22 protein-coding genes, 2 rRNA genes and 1 pseudogene are annotated in these 23,847 nt (G+C 54.4%); 7 read left to right on the top strand and 18 right to left on the bottom strand.

The genetic code is table 11. The features are described from left to right. Window positions 1-22: 22 nt before the first annotated feature. The 7 genes from K334_RS0111250 to lptB form a co-directional block, all read right to left on the bottom strand. Window positions 23-535 (bottom strand): isoprenylcysteine carboxyl methyltransferase family protein, encoded by a 513-nt coding sequence (locus K334_RS0111250; protein ID WP_025881400.1) that lies wholly within the window; start codon window positions 533-535, stop codon window positions 23-25. A gap of 242 nt (window positions 536-777) precedes the next feature. Next, window positions 778-3,165 carry an outer membrane beta-barrel protein gene (locus K334_RS0111240; protein WP_027444979.1) on the bottom strand — a complete coding sequence of 796 codons (2,388 nt, stop codon included), beginning with the start codon at window positions 3,163-3,165 and terminating at the stop codon, window positions 778-780. Window positions 3,166-3,542: 377 nt separating this feature from the next. Beyond that, entirely contained in the window at window positions 3,543-5,726 is a 2,184-nt protein-coding gene (gene recQ / locus K334_RS0111230; RefSeq protein WP_021590423.1) for a DNA helicase RecQ, read from the bottom strand. 91 nt (window positions 5,727-5,817) lie between these two features. Beyond that, entirely contained in the window at window positions 5,818-7,059 is a 1,242-nt protein-coding gene (gene clpX, locus K334_RS0111225) for an ATP-dependent Clp protease ATP-binding subunit ClpX (RefSeq protein WP_021590379.1), read from the bottom strand. A 5-nt stretch (window positions 7,060-7,064) separates the two neighbouring features. Further along, window positions 7,065-7,745, bottom strand: a complete 681-nt coding sequence (clpP, locus tag K334_RS0111220; RefSeq protein ID WP_027444977.1) for an ATP-dependent Clp endopeptidase proteolytic subunit ClpP — start codon at window positions 7,743-7,745, stop codon at window positions 7,065-7,067. 156 nt (window positions 7,746-7,901) lie between these two features. Beyond that, window positions 7,902-9,266: a trigger factor gene (gene tig, locus K334_RS0111215; protein ID WP_025881401.1), complete on the bottom strand. Its 1,365-nt coding sequence runs from the start codon at window positions 9,264-9,266 to the stop codon at window positions 7,902-7,904. A gap of 182 nt (window positions 9,267-9,448) precedes the next feature. Further along, window positions 9,449-10,240, bottom strand: coding sequence for an LPS export ABC transporter ATP-binding protein (gene lptB, locus K334_RS0111210; protein WP_025881402.1), 792 nt, complete (start codon window positions 10,238-10,240; stop codon window positions 9,449-9,451). Window positions 10,241-10,257: 17 nt separating this feature from the next. Here lptB and K334_RS14900 point away from each other — a divergent pair, with 17 nt between their 5' ends. The 3 genes from K334_RS14900 to K334_RS0111195 all read left to right on the top strand — a co-directional run bounded on the left by K334_RS14900 (window position 10,258) and on the right by K334_RS0111195 (window position 12,569). After that, window positions 10,258-10,764 carry a hypothetical protein gene (locus K334_RS14900; RefSeq protein ID WP_154655608.1) on the top strand — a complete coding sequence of 169 codons (507 nt, stop codon included), beginning with the start codon at window positions 10,258-10,260 and terminating at the stop codon, window positions 10,762-10,764. Window positions 10,765-10,989: 225 nt separating this feature from the next. Continuing rightward, window positions 10,990-11,736: an MlaE family ABC transporter permease gene (locus tag K334_RS0111200; protein ID WP_021590375.1), complete on the top strand. Its 747-nt coding sequence runs from the start codon at window positions 10,990-10,992 to the stop codon at window positions 11,734-11,736. Between the two features lie 62 nt (window positions 11,737-11,798). Continuing rightward, entirely contained in the window at window positions 11,799-12,569 is a 771-nt protein-coding gene (locus K334_RS0111195) for an ABC transporter ATP-binding protein (RefSeq protein WP_025881404.1), read from the top strand. Between the two features lie 14 nt (window positions 12,570-12,583). On the opposite strand, the gene K334_RS14555 is transcribed toward K334_RS0111195, so the two are convergent. From K334_RS14555 to K334_RS0111160, 8 genes are all read right to left on the bottom strand, one after another. Next, the gene (locus K334_RS14555) at window positions 12,584-12,856 is read right to left on the bottom strand and encodes a DUF2442 domain-containing protein (RefSeq protein WP_081658094.1); all 273 of its coding nucleotides are present in this window, start codon (window positions 12,854-12,856) and stop codon (window positions 12,584-12,586) included. 5 nt (window positions 12,857-12,861) lie between these two features. Continuing rightward, entirely contained in the window at window positions 12,862-13,119 is a 258-nt protein-coding gene (locus K334_RS0111185; protein ID WP_025881405.1) for a DUF4160 domain-containing protein, read from the bottom strand. Window positions 13,120-13,201: 82 nt separating this feature from the next. Continuing rightward, a complete protein-coding gene (locus K334_RS0111180) occupies window positions 13,202-13,600 on the bottom strand; it encodes a hypothetical protein (protein ID WP_306302576.1) in 399 nt (132 codons plus the stop codon). A 61-nt stretch (window positions 13,601-13,661) separates the two neighbouring features. Then, the gene (der, locus tag K334_RS0111175; protein ID WP_021590390.1) at window positions 13,662-14,975 is read right to left on the bottom strand and encodes a ribosome biogenesis GTPase Der; all 1,314 of its coding nucleotides are present in this window, start codon (window positions 14,973-14,975) and stop codon (window positions 13,662-13,664) included. Between the two features lie 172 nt (window positions 14,976-15,147). Further along, complete coding sequence (gene era / locus K334_RS0111170) at window positions 15,148-16,029, bottom strand: GTPase Era (protein ID WP_025881407.1); 882 nt, start codon at window positions 16,027-16,029, stop codon at window positions 15,148-15,150. Window positions 16,030-16,111: 82 nt separating this feature from the next. Beyond that, on the bottom strand, window positions 16,112-17,131 hold the full coding sequence (locus tag K334_RS0111165) for a beta-ketoacyl-ACP synthase III (RefSeq protein WP_027444976.1): 1,020 nt from the start codon (window positions 17,129-17,131) through the stop codon (window positions 16,112-16,114). Beyond that, window positions 17,131-17,316, bottom strand: a complete 186-nt coding sequence (gene rpmF / locus K334_RS14550) for a 50S ribosomal protein L32 (RefSeq protein ID WP_081658093.1) — start codon at window positions 17,314-17,316, stop codon at window positions 17,131-17,133. Before rpmF ends, K334_RS0111165 begins: the two co-directional genes overlap by 1 nt. A 33-nt stretch (window positions 17,317-17,349) precedes the next feature. Continuing rightward, window positions 17,350-17,865, bottom strand: coding sequence for a YceD family protein (locus tag K334_RS0111160; RefSeq protein WP_025881408.1), 516 nt, complete (start codon window positions 17,863-17,865; stop codon window positions 17,350-17,352). A gap of 576 nt (window positions 17,866-18,441) precedes the next feature. Here K334_RS0111160 and K334_RS0111155 point away from each other — a divergent pair. The 4 genes and pseudogenes from K334_RS0111155 to K334_RS13950 all read left to right on the top strand — a co-directional run bounded on the left by K334_RS0111155 (window position 18,442) and on the right by K334_RS13950 (window position 22,149). Further along, window positions 18,442-20,079: an ArnT family glycosyltransferase gene (locus K334_RS0111155; protein ID WP_025881409.1), complete on the top strand. Its 1,638-nt coding sequence runs from the start codon at window positions 18,442-18,444 to the stop codon at window positions 20,077-20,079. A 6-nt stretch (window positions 20,080-20,085) separates the two neighbouring features. After that, on the top strand, window positions 20,086-20,823 hold the full coding sequence (locus K334_RS0111150) for a glycosyltransferase family 2 protein (RefSeq protein ID WP_025881410.1): 738 nt from the start codon (window positions 20,086-20,088) through the stop codon (window positions 20,821-20,823). Between the two features lie 5 nt (window positions 20,824-20,828). Beyond that, complete coding sequence (locus tag K334_RS0111145; RefSeq protein ID WP_025881411.1) at window positions 20,829-21,461, top strand: lipid-A-disaccharide synthase N-terminal domain-containing protein; 633 nt, start codon at window positions 20,829-20,831, stop codon at window positions 21,459-21,461. Further along, window positions 21,458-22,149, top strand: a pseudogene (locus K334_RS13950) (GDP-mannose 4,6-dehydratase). The gene K334_RS0111145 and the pseudogene K334_RS13950 overlap by 4 nt, the downstream one beginning before the upstream one ends. Here K334_RS13950 and K334_RS13945 read toward each other — a convergent pair. From K334_RS13945 to K334_RS0111125, 3 genes are all read right to left on the bottom strand, one after another. Then, window positions 22,143-23,378, bottom strand: coding sequence for a sensor histidine kinase (locus K334_RS13945; RefSeq protein WP_025881412.1), 1,236 nt, complete (start codon window positions 23,376-23,378; stop codon window positions 22,143-22,145). The pseudogene K334_RS13950 and the gene K334_RS13945 sit on opposite strands and share 7 nt — an antisense overlap. A 160-nt stretch (window positions 23,379-23,538) precedes the next feature. Next, window positions 23,539-23,651, bottom strand: a 5S ribosomal RNA gene (rrf, locus tag K334_RS0111130). Between the two features lie 84 nt (window positions 23,652-23,735). Continuing rightward, window positions 23,736-23,847 (bottom strand): 23S ribosomal RNA (locus tag K334_RS0111125); the annotation flags it as partial.

Raw genomic sequence — 23,847 nt, 5'->3', positions numbered from 1 at the left:
TGTTTTATGAAACGTCGGCCCGTCAATTGAACAAAGGTTTCATGGCGCGCTCTTCCTGACGTATGCGAACGGCAAGCAGACACAAGTACAGCGGCAAGCCGCAACACAACGTGAGCCAGGCATGGCAAAGCAAAGCCACGCCCACGAGTTCGGGAACAATATTGAGAAAGTAGTTCGGATGACGGACCGTGCGGAACAAGAAGCTGCGGTCTATGCGCTGATTGGGCACGATATAGAGCTTCACCGTCCACACGTCGCGGAGCTTGTAGATGACATAGAAGAGCATGACATAGGCGAAGAGCATGACCGCAACCCCCACTCCGGATGTTTTTTCAAACTCTACATCTGCGGCGTAGGCCTCGTATAAGGCTGAAAAATAATAAGCGACATGCGCCAAGGCGAGCAAGAGCGAATTGAACTTGCCATACTGTATGGCTCCACGCCTGACCAAACGTTTCTCGTTGCGGATGGAAAAATAAAGCGAAAACAATCTTAAGGCAAAGAATGCCACGAAAACAATCATTACGTACTGCATTGTGTATTATAAATTATGAGTTTTTACGCGATGTCGGAAATGGAAATGCTTGACACGGCATTTCTCTGGAATTTTGAGTTAATCAATCACTTCATCCCGTCATCCCCCGTCTTGACATCGCATGAAAGACAAGGGGCTGTCGGGAAGAAGTGCAAAGATACATGATTTTTTCTTTTCAGCATGCGTTTTGCATGCAAAATGCGGCCTGTGCACAGTCCGCACACCACCCCAAGGGCCTGTTTCTACAGTCGGCCCGCCTCCTCCAGCGACGTTTCATGGGCCGTGAACTTGCGTTTTCCGAAGGTGTAGCGTGCCCGCAGCATGACCTGGCGGCTCTCGCTGTAGCCCCATGAGCTCAGGTAGAGCGTGCCCTTGCGGCCGTAGCCGTCCCAACGCTCTGTGTGGAAGACGTCGGTCATGAGCAGCGACAGGCGAAGACGCTCATGCAGGAAGGCGCGGTTCAGCCCCACATCCACGCTGCCGCTCGACCGCGCCACGTCGTAGCTGCCGCCCTGCCGCCGCGAACGATAGCGGCCCGAGAGTTCCATCTTGATTCCGGCGGGCAAGGCCAGGTCGTTGTTCACCGAGAAGGTGAGCGACGGACGGCGGTAGGTCTCGCGATATTGCTCGTAGCTGAGGCGGTTGGTGAAGTGGAACAGCCCCGCATTGGCGTTGACATCCCACCAGGCGGCCAGTCGGCGCGAGTAGTTCATCTCCATCCCCCACTGCGTCTGCCGGCCAATGTTCTTTGTCGTCATCACCACCTTGTCGTCGCCATAGGCGTCGGTCAGCGAAGTGAAGTAATGATTGAGGCGGTTGTACGACAGGCTGACCGACAGATGGCGGTGCGAAAGGTTCAGCGCCACCTTGTCGCTCGTCTGCGGTTTGAGGAAAGGATTGCCCTTCCAGTAGGTCAGTTCGTCGAGCAGATACTCGAAAGGATTCAGGTCTTCGTAGCGCGGCTTGTCCTGCCTGCGGCTGTACTGGGCCAGCAGCTTGGTCTGTTCGCCCAGCTGACAGCCCACCGACAGGTTGGGAAACAACTTCAGCCGACGCTCCTTGTTGGTCTCTTCGGCCAACGCCGTGTCGTAAGGGCGCAGCAAGTTGTCGGTCAGCATGTATTCCAGGCGCAGGCCGCCGCTCAACCGCCACCTGCCCAACTGCCAGGAAGACTGCACATAGGCCTCGGCGTTCTTCTCCTTGTAGTTGAAGCGGTTGGACCGCCCAAGGTCCACTTGGCCGTTGGCTTCAAACCTGAAATCGTTCTTGCTGCGGATGGATGACAGCTTGAAGCCCAAGAGTTGCTCGCCTCCCTTGCCCGTGTCGTACTTGTAATCGGCCATCAGCGAATGGATGTCGATGTCCTTATGCGGTTCCGAATAATATATGTCGGAGCGGAGCGGGGCGTTCTGCGGCGTGAAATAGCTGTTGGGCTGATGGCATTTCGACATGCCGTCGAACCTGATCCAGTCGGCCGACACCGACAAGGAATGCCGTGGCGAGGGCGTGAACGAGTAGCTGAGGTTGCCGCCATAGCGCAGGTTTCGCTGTTTCATATAGTCGTTCATGGCGCGCAGGAGCTTGTCGGGCGTGCCGTCCTTGTGGTAGATGGTCGTCTCGGTCAGCGTCAGTCCGGGGCCGCCCAGCAGGTTGGCCGAGGCGTTGAGCGACAGCTTATGGAGACTGTCGGGCTGCCAAACGACATCCAGTCCGCCCGCAAAGGTGTTCCGCTTGTCGACGTCGTCGGTCACCGACAGGTTGCGAATGCCCTCCTGCGTGCGGTCGCTGCCGTAGCCCATGGCGTAATGTCCGATGGCGTGGCTGTAGCTCAGGCCCAACTGCCACTTGTCCGTATTGTGAGAAAGGGCCAGGTCGGAGGTCGTCCGCAGATAGTCCCAATAGGCCAGTCCGTGCGCGGTGGAGACGAAGAAGCCCGCGTCCTCCCGCGTGTTCAGCACGATGTTGACAATGCCGCCGGCCCCGTCGGACTCATAACGGGCGTTGGGGATGGCCGACGCCTCGATGCGCTTGATCTTGCCGGCCGACAGCGTGCGCAGATACGCGGCCAGTTCGTTGCCTTGCAGGCGCACCCGCTTGCCGTTGACATACAGCGCCGTGCCGCCCAGCGACGACAGCGAGATGTCGCCCTGTTGGCTGACCGAAATGCCGGGAGCGTGCTTCAACACCTCCAGGGCGTTGCCCAGGTCGGTGAGATACGAGCGGGCCACGTCTATCTGCAACTTGCCGTCCACCGACTTGGCCATCGGCTTGCGCTGTCGGGCGGTGACGGTGACGCCTTTCAGGTCGGTGGCCACGGGCGTCAGACGAATGACGGGCAGGGTGACGTCGCGCGTCACCGTCACGTTTTGCGCCACGTCGGCATAGCCCAGATAGCGGACATTGACGACATACGCCCCCGGTGAGGTCGTCAACGCAAAACGGCCGGCCTCATCGGTCACCGCCGTCTGCGCCACGGCCTTGTCCTTTTCGGCCAACAGCACGACCACGGCAGCCATCACAGCCTGCCCGTTCTCGTCGACAACGCTGCCCGAAACCTTGGTCTGCGCCGATAAAGCGTGAAACAAACACAAGGCCAATGCCAACATCAAAACACGTTTTCTCCAAAACATTTGCGGTTTCATATTCAATCAAAGAGGGTTAATAGATAAATCTTGAGTATGCGTTGCAAAGATAACGATTTAACTTCTTTTCGGCAAATATTGTCCGTTTTTTTTACCGACGACCTTCCAAGGCTTTCATCTTCGGGCTGTGGCGCCCCCAACGCCGCCCGCCTGTCCGCCGGCGGCAGTCCATCGCTTTTCAAAAGCAGTTCTTTGGGCTTGTAAAAGCTGCCTTTTTAGCTTGTCAAAGCAGCCTTTTTGGTTTGTCAAAGCAGCCTTTTTACAAACTAAAAGCAGCCTTTTTGCGTCGCAAAAAGGCTGCTTCGTTTTTTCCAAGAAACATCATTTCAAACCTGAAGCTCCATGTTTCTCATTCAAAAGAAAGGTCAGTTGGCCATCTCGGACATGAACTTGATGCGCACCAGACGGATTTCCTCCTCGGAATAGTCATCGCCAAGTTCTTCCAAGGCCACTTCTATGTCGTCGGTCTCGCTCTCGCGGAAATACTCGTAGATGTCGTCCACATGGTCTTCGTCCATCACTTCTTCCAGGAAGTAGTCGATTCCCAGCTTCGTTCCGCTATAGACAATGGCTTCTATCTCATCCAAAAGCTCGTCGAAGCCCATCCCGAGCGCCTCCGCCAGGTCGTCCAAGGCGATTTGCCGGTCAATGCTTTGGATGATCTTGACTTTCACGACCGACTTCTTGGGCACCGTGCGGACACGCAATTCTTCAGGACGTTCGATGTTATTCATCGCGCAATGACGCTTGATCAGTTCGCAAAATTCCTTTCCATAACGCTTTGCCTTCCCGGCCCCCACCCCCTGGATGTTCTGCAGTTCTTCGAGCGTCACGGGGTACATGGTGGCCATCTGGTCGAGGGAGACGTCCTGGAAGATGACGTAGGTCGGCACATGCAGCTTGCGGGCCATGTCGCGCCGCAGGTCTTTCAGCATGGCACACAGGGGTTCGTCCAACGCCGTGCCGATAGTGTCGCCCAAGTCGTCGTCGTCGCCGTCCTTGAACTCGTTGTCCCTCACGACCATGAACTGCGAAGGCGACTGGATGAAACGCCGGCCGGCAGCCGTCAGCTTCAGCAGTCCGTAGTTTTCCACATCCTTCTTGATGTAACCGGCGATAATGCCTTGTCGGATGACGGGACTCCACAACTTCGGGTCCTCATCTTCGCCTTCGCCGAACTCCTCCAGCAAGTCGTGCTTGTGCGAGACGATGTCGTCCGTGGCCCTGCCTTTCATGAAGTCGATGACATACTCCGTGCGGAAGTTCTCCTTGAGCGCACGGATGGCCCGCAACACGATGAGCAGGGCCTTGCCGGCCTCGATGCGTTCCTTGGGATGGAGGCAGTTGTCACAATTATGGCAATTGTCTTCCATGTAGTTCTCGCCGAAGTAGTGGAGCAACATCTTGCGCCGACAGACGCACGACTCCGCGTAGGCGGCGGTCTCTTGCAGCAATTGCTTGCCTATGTCCTGCTCGGCTACGGGCTTGCTCTCCATGAACTTCTCCAACTTCTTCAGGTCTTTCTGCCGGTAGAACGCGATGCAGAGGCCTTCCCCGCCGTCCCGTCCGGCCCTCCCCGTCTCCTGGTAATAGCCTTCCAGGCTCTTGGGAATGTCGTAATGGATGACAAAACGCACGTCGGGTTTGTCTATACCCATGCCGAAAGCGATTGTGGCGACGATGACGTCGATGCGTTCCATCAGGAAGTCGTCCTGCGTCTGCGAGCGTGTCGCGCTGTCAAGGCCCGCATGGTAAGGTGCCGCGCTGATGTCGTTGGTCTTCAATACGGCGGCCAACTCTTCCACTTTCTTTCGCGAAAGACAATAGATTATACCGCTTTTGCCACGGTGCTGGCGGATGAACTTCACGATTTCATCGTCCGTGGCCTTGTCGCTGCGCTTCTGCCGCACCTCGTAATAAAGGTTGGGACGGTTGAAGGAACTCTTGAACTCCCGTGCGTTGACGATACCAAGGCTCTTCTTGATGTCTGAGCGCACCTTGTCCGTAGCGGTAGCGGTCAGCGCGATGACGGGGGCGTTGCCTATTTTGGCTATCGTCGGGCGGATGTTGCGATACTCCGGTCGGAAGTCATGGCCCCATTCCGAGATGCAATGCGCCTCGTCGATGGCATAGAACGAAATATTGATTGTCTTCAGGAACTCCACGTTCTCATCCTTGTTCAACGACTCTGGAGCCACATAGAGCAACTTCGTCCTCCCCTCCGTGACATCCTGCATCACCTGCTGGATGGCGGCTTTGTTCAGAGAGGAATTCAGGTAATGGGCAACGCCCGTCTCTTCGCTCATGCCGTTGATTACGTCAACCTGATTCTTCATCAAGGCAATCAACGGCGATATGACGATGGCGGTTCCATCCATGATCAAGGAAGGAAGTTGGTAGCAGAGGCTCTTGCCTCCGCCGGTCGGCATTAATACAAAGGTATCATTGCCATCCAGCAGGTTGCGGATGATGGCCTCCTGTTCGCCTTTGAACTTGTCAAAGCCGAAATAGTGTTTTAATTCCAGGGCAAGATTAATTTCATTTGCCATAACCGACAAGCAACTTTCACATTGCAGTATTGATTGATCGAATTGGTGTTCGGACAGGCGTTGCCACAAGGAACCCGCCTGTCCGAATCACTTACGCGGACTCGCGCTCTTGCAGATAGGACTTGTCCAACTGGCGTTTGGCATAATCCAACGTCACATTGAACGTCTTTGTGCGCTTTGAGGGAATCTCGAACATCGCATCCATCATTATCGCTTCCACGATGGAACGCAGGCCTCGCGCCCCCAACTTGTATTCAACGGCCTTGTCGACGATGAAGTCGAGGACCGATTCTTCGAACGACAATTTGATTCCGTCCATTTCAAACAGCTTGACATACTGCTTGACGATGGAGTTCTTGGGTTCCTCCAGAATGCGGCGCAACGCCTTCCGGTCCAAAGGATTCAGATAAGTGAGCACCGGCAGGCGTCCGATGATTTCAGGTATCAGGCCAAACGACTTCAAGTCTTGCGGCAAGACATACTTCATCAGGTCGCCTTTGTCGATATTCCGCACATTCTGCACGGAGTTGAAGCCGACGACATGCGTGTTCAACCGCTGGGCGATTTTCCGCTCTATGCCGTCGAACGCGCCGCCACAGATAAACAATATATTCCGAGTGTCCACGTGTATGTAGTCCTGGTCGGGATGTTTGCGGCCTCCCTTGGGTGGAACGTTCACCATCGTGCCTTCCAGAAGCTTCAACAACCCCTGCTGCACGCCTTCGCCGCTCACGTCGCGCGTGATGGAAGGATTGTCACTCTTGCGTGCGATCTTGTCGATTTCGTCAATGAAGACAATTCCCCGCTGAGCCGCATCCAAGTCATAGTCGGCCACCTGCAGCAGACGGCTGAGGATGCTCTCCACATCCTCGCCCACGTAACCAGCTTCGGTAAACACGGTCGCGTCGACAATCGTGAAGGGAACGGACAAGAGCTTGGCGATCGTTCGAGCCAGCAGCGTCTTGCCTGTGCCCGTACTGCCCACCATGATGATGTTGCTCTTCTCTATCTCCACGCCGTTCGCGTCGACAGGTTGCTGCAACCGCTTGTAATGGTTGTACACGGCCACCGACAGATAGCGCTTGGCCTCGTCCTGACCGATTATATACTCATCGAGATACTTCTTGATTTCCCGAGGTTTGGGCACTTTCTTCGGCTTGAACTGGCTCGACTTCCTTTCCGGATTGGCCTCCTCGCCCAGAATGCCGGCCGTTTCGAGAATATGATAGGCCTGCTGCACGCAGTCCTCACAGATGTCTCCATTAATGCCGGAAATCAGAATCTTGACCTCGTCCTCGCTCCTTCCGCAGAAACTACAAGTTTTGTTCGTCATTCTCCCTACTCCTTCGTTATGTTGTTCTTCCGGATCAAGACGTCGTCTATCATGCCATAGTCCTTCGCCTCCTGCGCCGTCATCCAGTAGTTGCGGTCCGAGTCGGCCCAGACCTTGTCGAACGACGTGTGCGAATGGTCGGCGATGATGGTATAGAGTTCCTTCTTGAACTTCTGGATCTCACGGGCCTCGATCTCTATGTCGGAAGCCTGGCCCTGCACGCCGCCCAACGGCTGATGAATCATGACGCGGCTGTGCGTCAACGCCTGGCGCTTTCCTTCCTGGCCGGCGACCAGCAACACGGCAGCCATCGAAGCGGCCATGCCGACACAAATCGTCGACACGTCGCTGGAAATGAACTGCATCGTGTCATAGATACCCAATCCGGCGGTGACGCTTCCACCGGGGCTGTTGATATAGATGGAAATGTCCTTCGTGTTGTCTACCGAATCCAGATACAACAGCTGCGCCTGCAAGGTGTTCGCGGTGTAGTCGTCGATCTGGGTTCCCAAAAAGATGATGCGGTCCATCATCAATCTGGAGAAGACGTCCATCTGTGTTACGTTGAGCTGACGCTCTTCGAGGATATACGGATTGAGATATTGCGCCTGAGAGTTGATGACGCCGTCGAGCGTCATGCTGCTCATGCCCAAATGTTTGGTTGCATATTCCCTAAAATCGTTCATAAAGTAAAAACCTTTCGTTATCGAATAAAAACAGAGGTTATCGACCTCTCTTTTGCAATCTCCATTAGAACAAAGATAGTAAAAAAAGTCGATAACCTCTTTTTTACAAGAAGTTTTTTCAAAAATACTGCTATTTTTCTTTCAATGTGTGCAGAATTATTTCTCTGCCTCCTCCATCATCTTGTTGAAATCGTCGAGCGAGATCTCTATTTCGTTGAGCTTCACGGCACCCTTCAGCGCGGCAATCAGCTTGCGGTCGATGGCACGGTCTACGAAGCCGTCCACATTCTCACGCTTCTTCAACATCTCGTCGGCATAGCTGTTGACGTAGTCTTCCGGCGCGTTGTTCATTCCATACTGGGCAAACTGCACGCGTGCGGTCTCCCGGGCGGCCTCCTTCACGTCGGCGTCCTCCACCTTTATATTATAGGCGGCAACCAGCTGTTCCTTGATCAGGTGCCAAGTCAGCTCCTTAATGCTCCTGGCAAAGTTCTTTTCGACGAACTCCTGGCCCTTGTCCTTGTTGTTGTTGAGCATGACCCGCTTGAGCAGTGCCTCCGGATAGGTCAGTTCTCCCACCTTCTTCTCGCAGTAGGCACGCACGTCGAGGATGAACTTATAATCGCTGTCGGTCACCAATTGGGCCTTCACGCCTTCGGCAATCTTGCCACGGAACTCCTCTTCGCTCTTGACGGCGTCCTTTCCGAACACCTGGTCGAACAGCTCCTGGTTCACCTCATGGCTCTTGTAACGCTGGATGTCGGTGACCTGGAAGCTGAAGTCGCCCGTATGTTCAGCGACCTTGCTGCGGTCGACATTCAGCAGCGAAGACACTTCCGAGTCGTTGTCGGGATACGCCTTGCGCGGATTGAACGTGATGATGTCGCCCAACTTGGCTCCATCGAAAAGTTTCTTCTGGTCGTCCACCTTGATGTAGCTGGGCATGAGCGAAGCGCCCTCCACCGTCACGCCGCCTTCGAGCGTGTTGCCTTGCTCGTCGAGTTCACGCAGGTCGCCCTTCAGCAAATCGTTGCCTTCGAACGTCTCCGCTTTCTCGTAGCTGCCCGAACGCGAGGCGAACATCTCCACCTGACGGTCTACCAGCTTGTCGTCAACCGTGATATTGTAGTAGTCAATCTTGTTTTTGCCATTCAGCTCTATCTTGAACTCGGGAGCCACGGCTATATCGAACATGAAGGTGTAGGGGGCTTCCTTCTCCAGGTCCTGCGCCTCCTGCTTCTCCGACGGAAGCGGCTCGCCGAGCATTTGGATCTTGTTGTCCTGCACATACTTGTAGATTTGTTCGCCCACCAACTTGTTGATGGCATCCATCTTTACGGATGTGCCGAACTGCTTCTTGACCAAGCCCATGGGCACCATGCCTGGACGGAAGCCGGGGATATTGGCCTTCTTACGATAGTCCTTCAATGTCTTCTCGACATTCTCCTTGTAATCAGCTTCTTCGACCGTGAGCGTCAACAGGCCGTTGACCTTGTCGGGATTTTCAAATGAAATGTTCATTTCTGATATTTACTTTATAGTTTATGATTATAATCCGGGTTGTTCATGCGCAGGCACAATGCGGCCTCACGACAATTGGTGTGCAAAAGTACGGCTTTTTGGCGTAAACACCTAAATATAATAGAGGAATGTGATAAAATTTATTGTTTTTAACCACAAGGCAAGACGTTCCAATCCACTGCTTATTCGGCATCTCGGGCCCGCCGTTCCTCGTCGAGCGTCTGGAAATCCTTCTTGCGCAATACGAAACTGTTGCTCAGATACTTCTCGCGCACAATCTTGTTGGACGCCAATTCCTCGGGCTTGCCCTGGAAAAGAATCCTTCCTTCGAACAAGAGATAGGCCCGGTCGGTGATCGTCAGCGTCTCCTGCACGTTGTGGTCGGTGATCAGAATGCCGATGTTGCGGTATTTCAACTGCCATACGATGTGCTGAATGTCCTCTACCGCGATGGGGTCGACACCTGCGAACGGCTCGTCGAGCATGATGAATTTCGGACTGATGGCCAGGCAACGCGCTATCTCGGTGCGCCGCCGCTCGCCGCCGGAAAGCTGGTCGCCCTTGTTCTTGCGCACCTTGTTGAGCCGAAACTCCTTGATCAGACTCTCCAGACGGGCCACCTGCTCGTCGTGCGACAGCCTGGTCATCTCCAATACGGACATGATGTTGTCCTCCACGCTCATCTTGCGAAACACGCTGGCCTCCTGCGGCAGGTAGCCGATACCCGCCCGCGCGCGCTTGTAGACCGGATATTCCGTAATCTCCTCGTCGTCAAGATACACATGCCCCTCGTTGGGAACCACCAGCCCCGTCGTCATGTAGAACGACGTTGTCTTGCCGGCTCCGTTGGGGCCGAGCAGGCCCACAATCTCTCCTTGCTTCACGTTGATACTCACGCCATTGGCGACGGTACGCTTGCCATAACGCTTCACAAGCCCCTCGGTGCGGAGCGTGGTCAGTTTTGTTTCGTCCATAAAGTCATTCTATTTGCGTGCAAAAATACGAAGAATTTGTGGAAAACGGGCAGATTCCAAAAGAATCGTCAACATCGACCAAAGGGCAACGGCACGGCGGACAGCCGCATCCGACAGGACCCGAGCGGGGTGGACGCCCGCCGTGGGGACGCCCCGAGCACTCGGAAAGAACTTTACAAAAGGCTGAAAATGCCGGCGTTATTTCAAAAAAGGAATCCATCGGGCGCAAAAAACAGATTCCACGACGGCCTTTGCATTCTATTCATAATCAACGAATTGCGCCAAACCGTCCCACATTTGGGATGTCAAAGCAAAGCTTTCTGCCGCTGATCGCGGCCCTTTCTGCGCGCAAAAGCACAGCTAAGACGAACCAAAAGCGTGGTTTCGGCAAGACAAAAGCACAGCGGTGGCGACGCAAAAGCCCAACAGCCACGCCCCACGAGGGCGTTCACAGCTCCAAGGCGACACGCAGGAAGGCAGGAATCGTGCTGTTTGAACATTTTTACAACACACTTTTTTGGTAATATTTTCATACAAAAAGCAGATGATTCCTACAAGAGAAACGCCGAAGAGAACGGCAGATGGCCCGGTCGTTCCATGGAAAGGAAAAACACGAAGCGACATCGTCAAAGACAAGCGAGACCGCAAAACAAGCGTTATAAAACCAAAAACCAGCGGCCATTTTGCCGCCGTTCTGTAGATTTTGGTTACTTTTGCACATGTATAGATAGACCGTCAGTCGTTACAGCATGTTATTAGTAAAATGGCTTACCACCTTTGGTAATTACCTCATCCTCATGGGGCGTTCCTTTTCCAGGCCCGAGCGAATGAGAATGTTCTTCAAGCGCTACATCAAGGAGATGTCACAGCTCGGCGTCGACTCCATCGGCATTGTGCTGTTGATTTCATTTTTCATCGGGGCCGTCATCTGCATCCAGATGAAAGTCAACATCCAAAGCCCGTGGATGCCCCGGTGGGTCTCGGGCTACACCACGCGCGAGATCATGCTGCTTGAGTTTTCCAGTTCCATCATGTGCCTGATTCTGGCCGGAAAGGTGGGCAGCAACATCGCCTCCGAACTGGGCACGATGCGCGTCACCCAGCAGATTGACGCGCTCGACATCATGGGTGTCAACTCCGCGTCCTATCTCATCCTGCCCAAGATACTGGGTCTGGTCACCATCATGCCTTTCCTGGTCATCTTCAGCTCGGCCATGGGCATTGTCGGAGCCTACGGCACGGCCTATATAGGGCACATCACGTCGGCCGAAGACCTGACGCTGGGCATGCACCACGCCTTCAACGAGTGGTTTGTATGGATGAGTATCATCAAGAGCCTGTTCTTCGCCTTCATCATTTCGAGCGTTTCATCCTATTTCGGCTACACCGTGGAAGGCGGTTCGGTGGAAGTGGGCGAGGCCAGCACCGACGCCGTGGTGTGCTCCAGCGTGCTCATCCTCTTTTCCGACGTGTTCTTGACGCAGATGTTGAGCTGAGGAATGAGAGAAGAGGGACGAGGGATCAAATGGAGAAAAGGAGTTAAAGGGAGACAAAAGAAATGATAGAAGTAAGACATCTCACCAAGTCGTTTGAGGACAAGACGGTCCTCGACGACATAGATGCCGTTTTTGAAACGGGCAAGACCAATCTGATCATCGGACAGAGCGGCTCGGGAAAGACCGTGCTGATGAAGAATCTGGTAGGACTGCTCGACCCCACAAGCGGCGACGTGCTCTACGACGGACGCAACTTCGTCACGATGAGCAAGAAGGAGAAAGTGCGCATGCGCCGCGAAATGGGCATGATATTCCAGGGAGCCGCGCTCTTCGACTCGCTGTCGGTACTGGAGAACGTGATGTTCCCACTCGACATGTTCTCCACGATGAACTACAACGAACGGGTGAAGCGGGCCAAGGACTGCCTGGCACGTGTCAACCTGGTCGACGCGGGCGACAAATTTCCCGGCGAAATATCAGGAGGCATGCAGAAGCGCGTGGCCATCGCCCGCGCCATCGTGCTCAATCCCAAGTATCTTTTCTGCGATGAGCCCAACTCCGGACTTGACCCGAAGACCTCTTTGGTAATCGACGAACTGCTCTCGGGCATTACCAAGGAGTTCAACATGACGACCATCATCAACACCCATGACATGAATTCCGTCATGGGCATTGGCGAGAACATCTGTTTTATCTACAAAGGACGCAAGGAATGGCAGGGCACCAAAGACGACGTGATGAACAGCACGAACAAGAAACTCAACGACCTCGTCTTTGCAAGCGACCTGTTCCGCAAGGTGAAGGAAGTGGAAATGGAAGAAGAAAGGAAGTGAAAGCCTACATGCTTTTATCTATTGGGGCGTTGTGACACAGAAACTTCTCCATGCTCATAGAGATATTCCGGAGCAAAAGCTATTTCGTCATTCCAATCTACTGTAAAAGGATCGAGTTTAAAGGCCTTGAAATATTCCGGATCCGCCAACTTCCGACAGATACCCTTATCAAACAACGGTGTAAAATCAAACAGCCGTTGCTCACCATTACTAAACGAAAGAAGTAGTGTACTTGCATCTACATACTCCGCTTTTGTCACTGTAAGAATATGATCCTTTGTTTTCATTGTTCTTATCTTAATGGTTCTATCTTCATTGGCGACTCCATATTGGCCAATCGCTCCCAATTAGCCATCAACTCATCTTGGTGAAGGTCAAGCCACGCATATACAAGTGCCAAAGCTCTTCGAGGGAGCTGCCCGGTAATAATGCCATCACGAATCGTAATGATGGCCTTATACTCATCATACCATACATGAAAGTGTGGCGGATTATGATCATCAAGATACATGTAAATAACGATTCCGTAAAACCGACTAACCTCCGGCATAATTCTCCTTTCTATTTTACCACTTGTTTATGCCACAAATATAAACCTTTCTTTCGACAAATGCAATTATCGAGGCTAAAAATCAGCGCAGATACCAAATGCCTTTGCGCATGACCATCGGCACATAGACCTCTTCGCGGGTGCTGTCGCCATACGAAAGGAGCAGGAACACCTGGGCCGCCTTGCGCGCCGTATCGGCACTGGCATTGACCACGCTCACCTGTCGAATGCCCCGGTGTTCCTTCTTCTGCTGCTCCATGAACATCCGGGCGTTGAGCAGAAGCTGCTCCTTGTAGCTTGCCGGAATACGCTCGGGCGTATCCATGCCTTCCACGTAGGCCTCATAGTCGCCGTGAAGCAGATAATCGTAGTATTGCCGGGCCGTCTGCGCGGCCACGTCGGCCGGGTCTATTTCCTTGCGGCACGACATGAACGTCACGGCCAGCACACCAAACATTATATAGAACAACTTTCTCATCATAAAAAAGGTGGATGAGCCGACTCTTCACGATGAGCCGGCCCATCCACATCCGTATTCAATTTTACTTCTGTCGAATGAAAATATTGATGGGGCAACCGTGCATGTTCCAGTTGTCGCGTATCTTGTTCTCCAGGAAACGGCGATAGTTCTCTTTCACGTACTGCGGCAGGTTGGCGTAGAACACGAAAGAGGGAATCTGCGTGTTGGGCAGCTGCGTGCAATACTTGATCTTGATGTACTTGCCCTTGACGCTCTGCGGCGGATAGGCCTCGATGATCGGAAGCATCACCTCGTTGAGTTTGGATGTCCCCACATGCGCCTTGCGGTTTTGATACACTTCCTTGGCCGTTTCAAGCACCTTGAAGATACGCTGCTTGGTCATGGCAGAAGCGAAGATGATGGGGAAATCGACGAACGGAGCCATACGATTGCGGATGGCAGCCTCGAAGGTGTCGATGACTTTCTGTGATTTCTCCTCCACCAAGTCCCACTTGTTGACGACCACCACCAGGCTCTTGTTGTTCTTCTGGATGAGCTGGAAGATGTTCATGTCCTGCGCCTCGATACCGCGGGTGGCGTCGATCATCAGGATGCAGACGTCGCTGTTCTCGATGGCACGGATGGAACGCATGACGCTGTAGAACTCCAAGTCTTCCGTCACCTTGTTCTTGCGGCGAATGCCTGCGGTGTCGACCAGATAGAAGTCGAAGCCGAACTTGTCGTAACGGGTGTAAATGCTGTCACGGGTGGTGCCGGCAATCTCGGTCACGATGTTGCGTTCCTCTCCGATGAAAGCGTTGATAATGCTGCTCTTGCCCGCATTCGGACGTCCCACGACCGCAAAGCGGGGAATGTCATCTTCTATTTCCTCCTTATTCTCGGCAGGCAGCTTGCCGACCACCAGGTCGAGCAGCTCTCCCGTGCCGCCGCCCGTAGCCGCGCTGATGCAGACTGGTTCGCCCAAGCCCAACTTGTAGAACTCGGCAGCCTCGTAGTAGTTGGCACTGTTGTCCACCTTGTTGGCCACAAGGACCACCGGCAGTTTGGTGCGGCGCAGGATGAGCGCCACGTCCTCGTCCCAATCGGTGAGTCCCGTCTCCACATCCACCAGGAAGAGCACGAGATCGGCTTCTTCGGTGGCCACGACCACTTGTCTGCGGATGGCGTCCTCGAAGATGTCGTCCGACTTGACGACCCATCCTCCCGTGTCGACAACGGAAAACTCACGGCCGTTCCACAGGCATTTGCCATACTGCCGGTCGCGGGTGGTGCCGGCCGTATCACTGACGATGGCGCGGCGGGATTGTGTCAATCGATTGAAAAGTGTCGACTTGCCCACATTGGGGCGGCCGACGATTGCAACTAAATTTGCCATAGATGTTGTTTAATTTCTGAAGTTATACATTCTTCGGCCCTCCCATTGACGGAGAGTGTGCCCTCTTTCTATTCAGGGCCAAATAAAAATACACATTTATACATATCCTCCACGCCATTCACCCCGCCATCATCCAGCGGGGGAAGGGAGAGGAGGCTTTCTGGGGCCTTCCCTACTCCGGATTATATCCGAAGTTGGTGAGTTCCCGCTGTGAGGAACGCCAGTCCTTGTCCACCTTCACGAATATTTCGAGGAAGATGGTCTTGTCGAAGAACCTTTCCAAGGCCTTTCGGGCCTCTGTGCTCACCTTCTTCAAAGCGACACCTTGATGGCCGATGACGATTCCTTTCTGCGAATCGCGCTCCACGTAGATGACGGCGTTGATGTGGATTTTCTTGCCATCTTCCTTGAAACGCTCGACTACCACCTCCACCGAATAAGGTATTTCCTTGTCATAATAGCGCAGTATCTTCTCGCGGATGATTTCCGACACGAAGAACTTGGCAGGTTTGTCGGTCAGCTGTTCCTTGTCGAAGTAGGCCGGCGACTCGGGCAGGAGTTCCCGAATGCGCTTCATCAGCATGTCGGTGCCAAATTTGTTCTTGGCCGAGATGGGCAGGATTTCGGCATTGGGCAGCAGCTTGTGCCACTTGGCCACGATGTTGCCCAACTGCTTTTGGTTGCTCTCGTCAATCTTGTTGATGAGCAGCAGAACGGGAATCGTCATCTTGCGCACCTTCTCCAGGAAATCCTGGTTCTTCTCCGCGTCTTCCACCACGTCGGTGACGTAGAGGAGTATGTCGGCATCGGCCAAGGCCGACTCCGAGAAGGCCAGCATCATCTCCTGCATCTTGTAATTGGGTTTCAAGACACCGGGCGTGTCCGAAAACACAATCTGCATGTCGTCGGTGTTCACGATTCCCATGATACGATGTCGGGTGGTCTGCGCCTTGAACGTGGCTATGCTGATGCGCTCACCCACGAGCTGGTTCATCAGCGTGCTCTTGCCCACGTTGGGATTCCCCACGATATTTACGAAGCCTGCCTTGTGCATATAAATTGGATTGAAACAAAAAACGCACCGTCTTATCAGCAATAAGAAAGATGCGTTTTCTTGTTATTCTTAATAAAACCGTTTACTTTATTCCCGCCATGGCTGAGCCGTCGTAGGCCCAACGGTAATAGCTTGCGCCGTTGACGAAGCCGGCGCCAAAGGCTGTGAACAGCAGATTGTCGCCCTTCTTCAAGTCTTTTTCAAAATCCCAAAGAACCAATGGCATGCAGGCCGCACTCGTATTGCCGTAGCGCTGAATGTTGACCAGCACGCGCTCCATCGGCACGCCGATGCGCTTGGCCACGGCCTCGATGATGCGAAGGTTGGCCTGATGGGGCACCACGTAGTCTACATCATCCACCGTCAGGTTGTTGCGCTTCAGCAGTTCGGCGCAATCGTCCCCCATGGCCGTCACGGCATAGCGGAAGACGGTGCGTCCCTCCTGATAGGTGAAGTGCATGCGGTGGTCCACCGAATAGTGCGAGGCGGGGAACACGGAGCCACCTGCCTTGACATGCAGGAACGGAAGCCCCTTGCCATCCGTGCGATGGATGGAGTCCATCAGACCGATGTTCTCCTCTTCCGTGCCTTCCACCATGACGGCACCGGCCCCATCGCCGAAAAGCGGACAGGTGGCACGATCCTGATAGTCGGTGATTGACGACATCTTGTCGGCTCCTATCACGATGACACGCTTGTGACGCCCGCTCTGGACCATGTTGCAGGCCACGTCGAAGGCATACATGAAGCCGCAGCATGCAGCCGCGAAGTCAAACGCGAAGGCGTTTTTCAGTCCAAGCCGGCCCAACACGATTGAAGCGGTGGACGGATGGACGTAGTCGGGCGTGGTGGTGGCCACGATGAGCGCGTCGATACTGTCCGGATCGGCGCCCGTCTTCTTCATCAGAAGCTTGGCGGCTTTGCGAGCCATGTAAGAAGTGCCCAGTCCCTCTTCGGTGAGTATGCGGCGCTCCTTGATTCCTGTACGGGTAACGATCCATTCATCATTGGTGTCGACCATCCTCGACAGTTCCTCATTGTTGAGGACATAGTCGGGAACATAACCGGCGACACCCGTGATGATAGCGTTGATTCTTCCCATTACTCTACCGTTTCCTTGACAATGGCAACCTTGCCTCTGTAATAACCGCAAGTGGGGCAAACCGTGTGATATACATAGTAGGCGCTACAGTTGGGGCAAACTGCCAATGTAGGGACTACCGCCTTATCGTGAGTTCTTCTCTTGAGTGTACGAGTCTTCGACTGTCTTCTTTTAGGATGTGCCATAATTCTTTAATTTTTTAAACTTATTCTTTTTCTTTATTCTTTCAATTTACGAAGAGCCGCCCAGCGTGGATCCGTCGTTTCCTCATCACCACGGCTCCGGTCGTCCATGTATTCCGCAAGCATCTTCGCCATGTCAGGGTTGCATTGCCCCGGCGCATGCACGTGCTGGATGGGGATGTCGAGGTCTATAAACTCATAGATGAGCCATGACGCGTCCAAGACGCCTTCGTCTTCGGACACGACAATCAGCTCATCATCCTCCACCGCATCTTTTCCAAACTTGACGACAAGCCGATTGTCGGCCGACACGGACTGCTCCATGTCGTCCAGACACTTGTCACAAGGTATGTGTACGACGCCTTCTATATGGAAATCGAGCTCGAAGTTCGAAGCCACACGCCGGACCGAAAGGTCTACATGCAACTTGCCGCGATGGATTTCCGGAGCGTCGATGGCCTCGAAGTAAGAATCATCCAAATCGAACCGCAGCAAGTTGTCACCCTCCCGCAGTGCTTTCAAATCAATCTTAAAAGGCTCCAAATCGCACATTTATAACAAATTGTATACTAATTCGGGCTGCAAAGTTACTAAAATCTATGTAATAAACAAAATAAAGCCGCTTATTTTTTAAGCCCTTGCGCTACAATTGTCGTGTCACGGATTCCAGGCGCAAACCCGAAATCAGCCAATGGATTTGATAGAAACCGCGCCCGTCGAACGGCTTGCCTGCCGCGGTGGGCCTCCGGCGGTCAGCCGGCGACTTGGCTGCGCCGCCCTTTGCCTGCCTCTGCTTCCGGAAAGCTCAACGTCGTTTTGCAAAAGCAGCCCTCTCACCGCGCGAAAGCTGTCCTTCTGCACGCTGAAAGCAGCCCTTTTACCCGACGAAAGGACTGCTTTGACAAATCAACCGCCGCCCTTTTGGAAAACCGGCGCTCATCGGTTGCCCAATCGTTAAATTCTATTTATTTTACAGGGACTTCCTTATATTTATGGTGTCGCGGCCTGTTTTTTACAGAATTAATACATAAGTTTGTATTGTCAAACGGCTGCGGTTCATGGATTTCGCCCCTGGTGAACAGGAGAACGCTTGACGGCTGCATGTAAAAAAGCAAAACGGAATAGAATATGACTTTGTTTACTAAAAAAGGACACTGGCTTCTGCTGGGCCTTTTCATGCTCATCACCTTCTTCGCCAACCTCGGCGCGCTGCCCACGGACATCATGGAGTCGCGCAACATCGTGACGGGGAGGGAGATGGTGAGCGACGGCAACTGGCTGGTGCCCACCATGAACGGCGAGCTCCGACTGGAGAAGCCGCCGCTTCCCACATGGATTGCGGGGGCTGTGGAGTGCGTCGCGCCCGGCAGCCTGACCGCCCAGCGGGTTCCGGCCGCCCTGATGGGCTGCCTGTGGACGGTCTGTCTGTTGCTGTTGGCACGCTACATCGCCCGCCGCGACGACTACGCGATGGCCGCGACCATGGTGTTCCTCACCTGCTACAACCTCATCCTGATGGGGCGCTCGGCCACGTGGGACATCTATTGCCACGCCTTCATGATGGCGGCCATCTACCATCTGACGAGGGCGCTCTTTGAGGACAGGCACAGCCTGCGACGCTTCGCGCTGGCGGGAACTTTGATGGGGCTGTCGTTCCTGAGCAAGGGCCCGGTGGCGTTCTACGCCTTGCTGCTGCCCTATCTCGTGGCGCTCACGGCCTTACGGCGGCCGAGGATGGCGGGCAAATGGGGAGGCGTGGCCCTGCTGGTGCTCGTGATGACGGCCATCGGCGCGTGGTGGTATGTCTACCTGTTGAAGCTCCATCCCATAGAGGCGAGCCAGGTGTTCCACAAGGAGACCGGCAGTTGGGCCGACCACAACACCCGCCCGTGGTACTACTACTGGCGGTTCTTCCTCGAAACGGGCGTCTGGACCGTGCTCGTGCTGGGCGCGCTGGCCATGGGCTACTGGCGTCGTCACATCACGCAGCGACGGGAATACGTCTTCGCCCTCACGTGGACGCTGGCCTGCCTGGTTCTGCTCTCGCTCATGCCGGAAAAGAAGACGCGCTATCTGCTGCCGTTGCTGGCACCCTGCGCCCTGCTCGTGGCTACGGTCATCGTCCATTTCAGCCAGGCGAGGACGAAACTCGACGGCTTCGGCAAGTGGCTGTGGCGCGCCAACGGATGGACGACGGCAACGGTCGTGGCCGCCATTCCGGTGCTGGGCTTTTATCTCGGCATAAGGAAAGGCGTCATCGGCTGGACGGCCGAAGTGATGACGACGCTGGTCGTCCTGCCTGCCTTGGTCGTCATCGTCAGGGCCACGCTCCGCTGCCGGCCGCTGTCCTATGTGACCGCCGTCGCCACGGTCTTCGCCGGAATCGAACTGTTCATGCTGCCGGCCGTCGGCAATGCCTTCGGCAACCCGCAGGCCAGAAGCATACGCCGGTTGGCCGACAAGACCGAACTGCGGGGCATACCGTTCTATCACAGCGACAAGCAACCCCTGCGCATTGAATTGGTCTACGAGGCCGGACGCAAGATATTGCCGCTGAATCTCAACGACGAACGGCTGGTCATGAGCCGCCTGCCCATGGTCATCGTCACGCGGGGCTATGCCCGCGAGGAGCTGCCGGCGACGCTTCTCGACAAAGTGGACACCGTGAGCTACGGCCACTTCGACGACAACAAGCACCCCAAGACCGACAAGCACTACAACAAGGCGTTCCTGAATTATGTCACACTGCTGAAAAATAAAAAGTAAAGATACATGAACCATACAGCGAATTATGAACTGACAATCGTCATCCCCGTCTATAACGAGGAGGACAACCTGGAACGGGTGGAGAGAGAGCTGGCAGACTTCCTGCCCAAATCGCTGGCCAGGGCCTGCGTGCTGTTCGTCAACGACGGCTCCAAGGACGGCAGTTTGGCCAAAATCAAGGAGATTTGTGCCCGCCAACCGGACTTCTACTACATTTCGTCGGCCGACAACCACGGCCTGAGCACGGCTGTGAAAGCCGGTATCGACACGGCCGAAAGCCGACTGACCGGCTACATCGACGCCGACCTGCAAACGAATCCCGAGGACTTCAACCTGCTGCTCGAACATGCGGCGGACTACCAGCTCGTGACCGGCATTCGTGCCAAACGCAAGGACACCGCCTTCAAACGGCTCCAGTCGAAAATCGCCAACGGCTTCCGGCGCGCCATGACGGGCGACACGGCCACCGACACGGGCTGCCCGCTGAAGGTCATGTGGAGTTCGTATGCCAAGCGGCTGCCGTTTTTCGACGGCATGCACCGCTTTCTGCCCGCACTGATGATGTTGGAGGACGGACGCTTCAAGGAATTGCCCGTGAGGCATTACCCCCGCACGGCGGGCGTATCGAAATACCACTTGTGGAATCGGCTGAAAGGTCCGTTCATCGACTGCTTCGCCTATCGGTGGATGAAGAAACGCTACATTCGCTATCAGATTGCGGAGGACAACCTCAACCGCCGATAAAGACCATGCAGACGTCGGCTTTCTACATCTATGCTATTGGATTCATCGCCCAGGGGTTCTTCTCCGCGCGAATGCTCATCCAATGGATTCTGTCCGAAAAGGCCAAGCGGGTGGTATCGCCCGACTGGTATTGGATATGCAGCCTTGTGGGCAGCATCCTGCTCTTTGTATACGGATGGCTGCGCGACGACTTCGCCATCATTTTCGGACAACTGATTTCCTATTACATATATATATGGAACCTGAACATCAAGGGGGTGTGGCCCAGAATGCGGCTGCCGTTGCGGACAGGCGTCGTCCTGCTTCCGTTCCTGGCGTTCGGGCTGATGCTCCACGACGTGCCCGCCTTTGTCGACAGCTTCTTCCATAACGACGCCGTATCCATCCCGTTGCTCGTATGGGGGTCGGCGGGGCAGGTCATCTTCACGCTGCGCTTCATCTATCAATGGTACTACAGCTATCGCCGGAATGAATCCATATTGCCGAAAGGCTTCTGGGTCATCAGTCTGGTGGGATGCGCCATCATCGTCAGCTACGGAGTATTCAGAATCGACCCCGTGTTGATACTCGGACAATCGGTAGGTTTCTTCACCTACTCGCGCAACTTGGTCTTATATAAGAAAAGTAAACTGCAATGAAAATATTGATTACGGGAACAGCCGGCTTCATCGGACACGCGCTTGTCAAGGCGCTGGCACGGGAGGGGGCTGACATCGTGGGGATAGACAACATCAACGACTACTATTCTCAGGAGTTGAAGTATGCCCGGCTGGCCGACACCGGTATCGCCAGGGAGGACGTTATTTACGGGAAGCCGGCACAAAACAGGCTGCTGCCCAACTATCGGTTTTGCCAAGTCGACCTTACCGACCGCGAAATATTGGAGAATCTCTTTGCCAAAGAGCACTTCACGCATATCTGCAACCTTGCGGGACAGGCGGGCGTGAGGTATTCCATCGAGAATCCGCATTCTTACATACAGTCCAACGTGGTGGGATTTCTCAATATATTGGAAGGCTGTCGCAACCATCATGTCAGCCGCCTGGTCTATGCCAGTTCGAGCAGTATCTACGGCATGGGGCCGCACGTGCCGTTCCGTGAGGACGACGCCACCGACCAACCGGTGAGCCTTTATGCCGCAACGAAGAAGTGATGGGAAAAGTGGCACGCAAGGAAATGCTGGACATGCAGCCCGGGGACGTCACACGAACCTTTGCCGACACCACCAGACTGCAAAAGGACTTCGGGTATAAGCCTTCCACGACCATCGATGATGGGCTGCGGGGGCTGTACGACTGGTTCAAGGAATGGTCGGCGAGTTACTGACGCCAACCAACGAAACGACGGAAGGAGGAAACGATTGGACGCCCGTCTTTCCGCAACATGATTCGGAAAGTCGTCCCTCTGCCCTCTTCCGACCAACTCACCCATATCCGGCCGTGATGATACACCTCTATGATGCGCTTGGTGAGGCTCAGCCCCAGCCCCCACCCGCGTTGCTTGGACGAAAATCCGGGCGTAAAGACATGCCTGACATCCTGCTTGCGGATTCCACAACCTGTGTCGGCGACGTCCAGGGCTACTTGGTCAGGATATTCTTTGATGTTCAATGTAATACGCCCATGGCTTCCCCCCATGGCGTCGACGGCGTTTTTGGTCAGATTCTCCAGTGCCCACTCAAACAGGCGGGCGTTCAGATTCAGCATGACGGCATGCCCGGGACTTTCCACCAGCCATGTGAGCCGGTCCGGCGAGCGTTGCTTCATATAGGCCACGACACGATTTGCGGTTTCCACCAGATCGGCGGTTTCAAGTTCGGGCTTTGACCCTATCTTTGAAAAACGGTCGGCCACGAGTTGCAGGCGTTGCACATCGTTCTCCATTTCGGGCAGGATGGGGCTGTGTGCGTCTTCGCCTTTCAGGATTTCCAGCCAGGCCATCATGCTCGATATAGGCGTCCCCAACTGATGGGCAGCCTCACGGGAAAGCCCGACCCAAACCCGATTCTGTTCGGCTTGTTTCAAGATGATGAGTGCAAGCAAGACTACAAAGATGAAGACAACGACCACGCACAACTGTACGTAAGGATAAATCGTTATCCGTTTCAACAACGACGACACGCCGTAGCACACGTCGACGTAATCCGACGGTTGGGCCATCCCCACGCTATCTCTGTCTCCCAATGCAATGCGGATGGCGTTTCCCCGTGCCTTGAACGCTTTTCCAAGCCTTGAGACTTCCGAAATGCTGTCACTTCCCGAGACATGGGAAAGTTGTAGATTGCGCCACGTCAACGCGTCTCCGTTGCCGTCAAGCACGACCACCGGTATCGTATGGTTTTCATTGATGACCTTCAGCACTAGATTCAAATCCGTATGCTCGTCGGCGGCATTGAGCGAACGCATGGCTTCGGCCCACACTTCCATCCGCAACTTCTCCTCCTTGGCCAAGTCATGCGCCAGAAAGTGCGAAATGACCAACGACACCACGGATATGAGCAAAGCCGCCAATATCAATATCACCTTTATCCTATCTACACGAATACTCCACCTCATATCATTATCAACGGAAAAACCATGAGAAAATTACACTGTCATCAGAATTTATCCATCCCCCCCCTTCCCCCCTCACAACCCAACACCCTCGCCCCCCCACCTCCCCCCAAACGCAAAGAGCCCCGGCCACTCTGTGAAGTGACCGGGGCTCGGCTCTGAAAGAAGGCGGCGACCTACTCTCCCGCATTGCATTGCAGTACCATCGGCGCAGGCAGGCTTAACTTCTCTGTTCGGAATGGGAAGAGGTGGGGCCCTGCCGCAAGAACCACCTGATTTTATGGTTTGACATCGGGACACAGGCAAGGACGGAAGGAAGAACGAAAGACCATCACCGCACGACAGCCAAAAGGATGGAGCGCAAGGAAAGTTTCGGGCAATTAGTAGCGCTCGGCTGTGACGTCGCCGTCTATACACCTGCGCCCTATCGACGTCCTAGTCTCGGACGACCCTCGAAGGAGTTCTAATCTTG

It is taken from the genome of Segatella baroniae DSM 16972 = JCM 13447 (genome assembly GCF_000426585.1).
Taxonomy (GTDB): Bacteria; Bacteroidota; Bacteroidia; order Bacteroidales; family Bacteroidaceae; genus Prevotella; species Prevotella baroniae.
The sequence above is the reverse complement of the archived record's forward strand: the minus strand, read 5'-3'. Positions and strand labels throughout refer to the sequence as shown.

Excerpts from the sequence above, each read along its gene's own strand:
- K334_RS0111145 (WP_025881411.1), top strand. The coding sequence starts at position 20,829 with ATGCAGACGTCGGCTTTCTACATCTATGCTATTGGATTCATCGCCCAG.
- K334_RS0111160 (WP_025881408.1), bottom strand. The coding sequence starts at position 17,865 with ATGTGCGATTTGGAGCCTTTTAAGATTGATTTGAAAGCACTGCGGGAG.
- K334_RS0111165 (WP_027444976.1), bottom strand. The coding sequence starts at position 17,131 with ATGGGAAGAATCAACGCTATCATCACGGGTGTCGCCGGTTATGTTCCC.
- K334_RS13945 (WP_025881412.1), bottom strand. The coding sequence starts at position 23,378 with ATGAGGTGGAGTATTCGTGTAGATAGGATAAAGGTGATATTGATATTG.
- tig (WP_025881401.1), bottom strand. The coding sequence starts at position 9,266 with ATGAACATTTCATTTGAAAATCCCGACAAGGTCAACGGCCTGTTGACG.
- K334_RS0111240 (WP_027444979.1), bottom strand. The coding sequence starts at position 3,165 with ATGTTTTGGAGAAAACGTGTTTTGATGTTGGCATTGGCCTTGTGTTTG.
- recQ (WP_021590423.1), bottom strand. The coding sequence starts at position 5,726 with ATGGCAAATGAAATTAATCTTGCCCTGGAATTAAAACACTATTTCGGC.
- K334_RS0111150 (WP_025881410.1), top strand. The coding sequence starts at position 20,086 with ATGAACCATACAGCGAATTATGAACTGACAATCGTCATCCCCGTCTAT.
- der (WP_021590390.1), bottom strand. The coding sequence starts at position 14,975 with ATGGCAAATTTAGTTGCAATCGTCGGCCGCCCCAATGTGGGCAAGTCG.
- K334_RS14555 (WP_081658094.1), bottom strand. The coding sequence starts at position 12,856 with ATGAAAACAAAGGATCATATTCTTACAGTGACAAAAGCGGAGTATGTA.
- K334_RS0111200 (WP_021590375.1), top strand. The coding sequence starts at position 10,990 with ATGTTATTAGTAAAATGGCTTACCACCTTTGGTAATTACCTCATCCTC.
- lptB (WP_025881402.1), bottom strand. The coding sequence starts at position 10,240 with ATGGACGAAACAAAACTGACCACGCTCCGCACCGAGGGGCTTGTGAAG.
- era (WP_025881407.1), bottom strand. The coding sequence starts at position 16,029 with ATGCACAAGGCAGGCTTCGTAAATATCGTGGGGAATCCCAACGTGGGC.
- rpmF (WP_081658093.1), bottom strand. The coding sequence starts at position 17,316 with ATGGCACATCCTAAAAGAAGACAGTCGAAGACTCGTACACTCAAGAGA.
- K334_RS0111250 (WP_025881400.1), bottom strand. The coding sequence starts at position 535 with ATGCAGTACGTAATGATTGTTTTCGTGGCATTCTTTGCCTTAAGATTG.
- K334_RS0111155 (WP_025881409.1), top strand. The coding sequence starts at position 18,442 with ATGACTTTGTTTACTAAAAAAGGACACTGGCTTCTGCTGGGCCTTTTC.
- clpX (WP_021590379.1), bottom strand. The coding sequence starts at position 7,059 with ATGACGAACAAAACTTGTAGTTTCTGCGGAAGGAGCGAGGACGAGGTC.
- K334_RS0111195 (WP_025881404.1), top strand. The coding sequence starts at position 11,799 with ATGATAGAAGTAAGACATCTCACCAAGTCGTTTGAGGACAAGACGGTC.
- clpP (WP_027444977.1), bottom strand. The coding sequence starts at position 7,745 with ATGAACGATTTTAGGGAATATGCAACCAAACATTTGGGCATGAGCAGC.
- K334_RS0111185 (WP_025881405.1), bottom strand. The coding sequence starts at position 13,119 with ATGCCGGAGGTTAGTCGGTTTTACGGAATCGTTATTTACATGTATCTT.
- K334_RS0111180 (WP_306302576.1), bottom strand. The coding sequence starts at position 13,600 with ATGATGAGAAAGTTGTTCTATATAATGTTTGGTGTGCTGGCCGTGACG.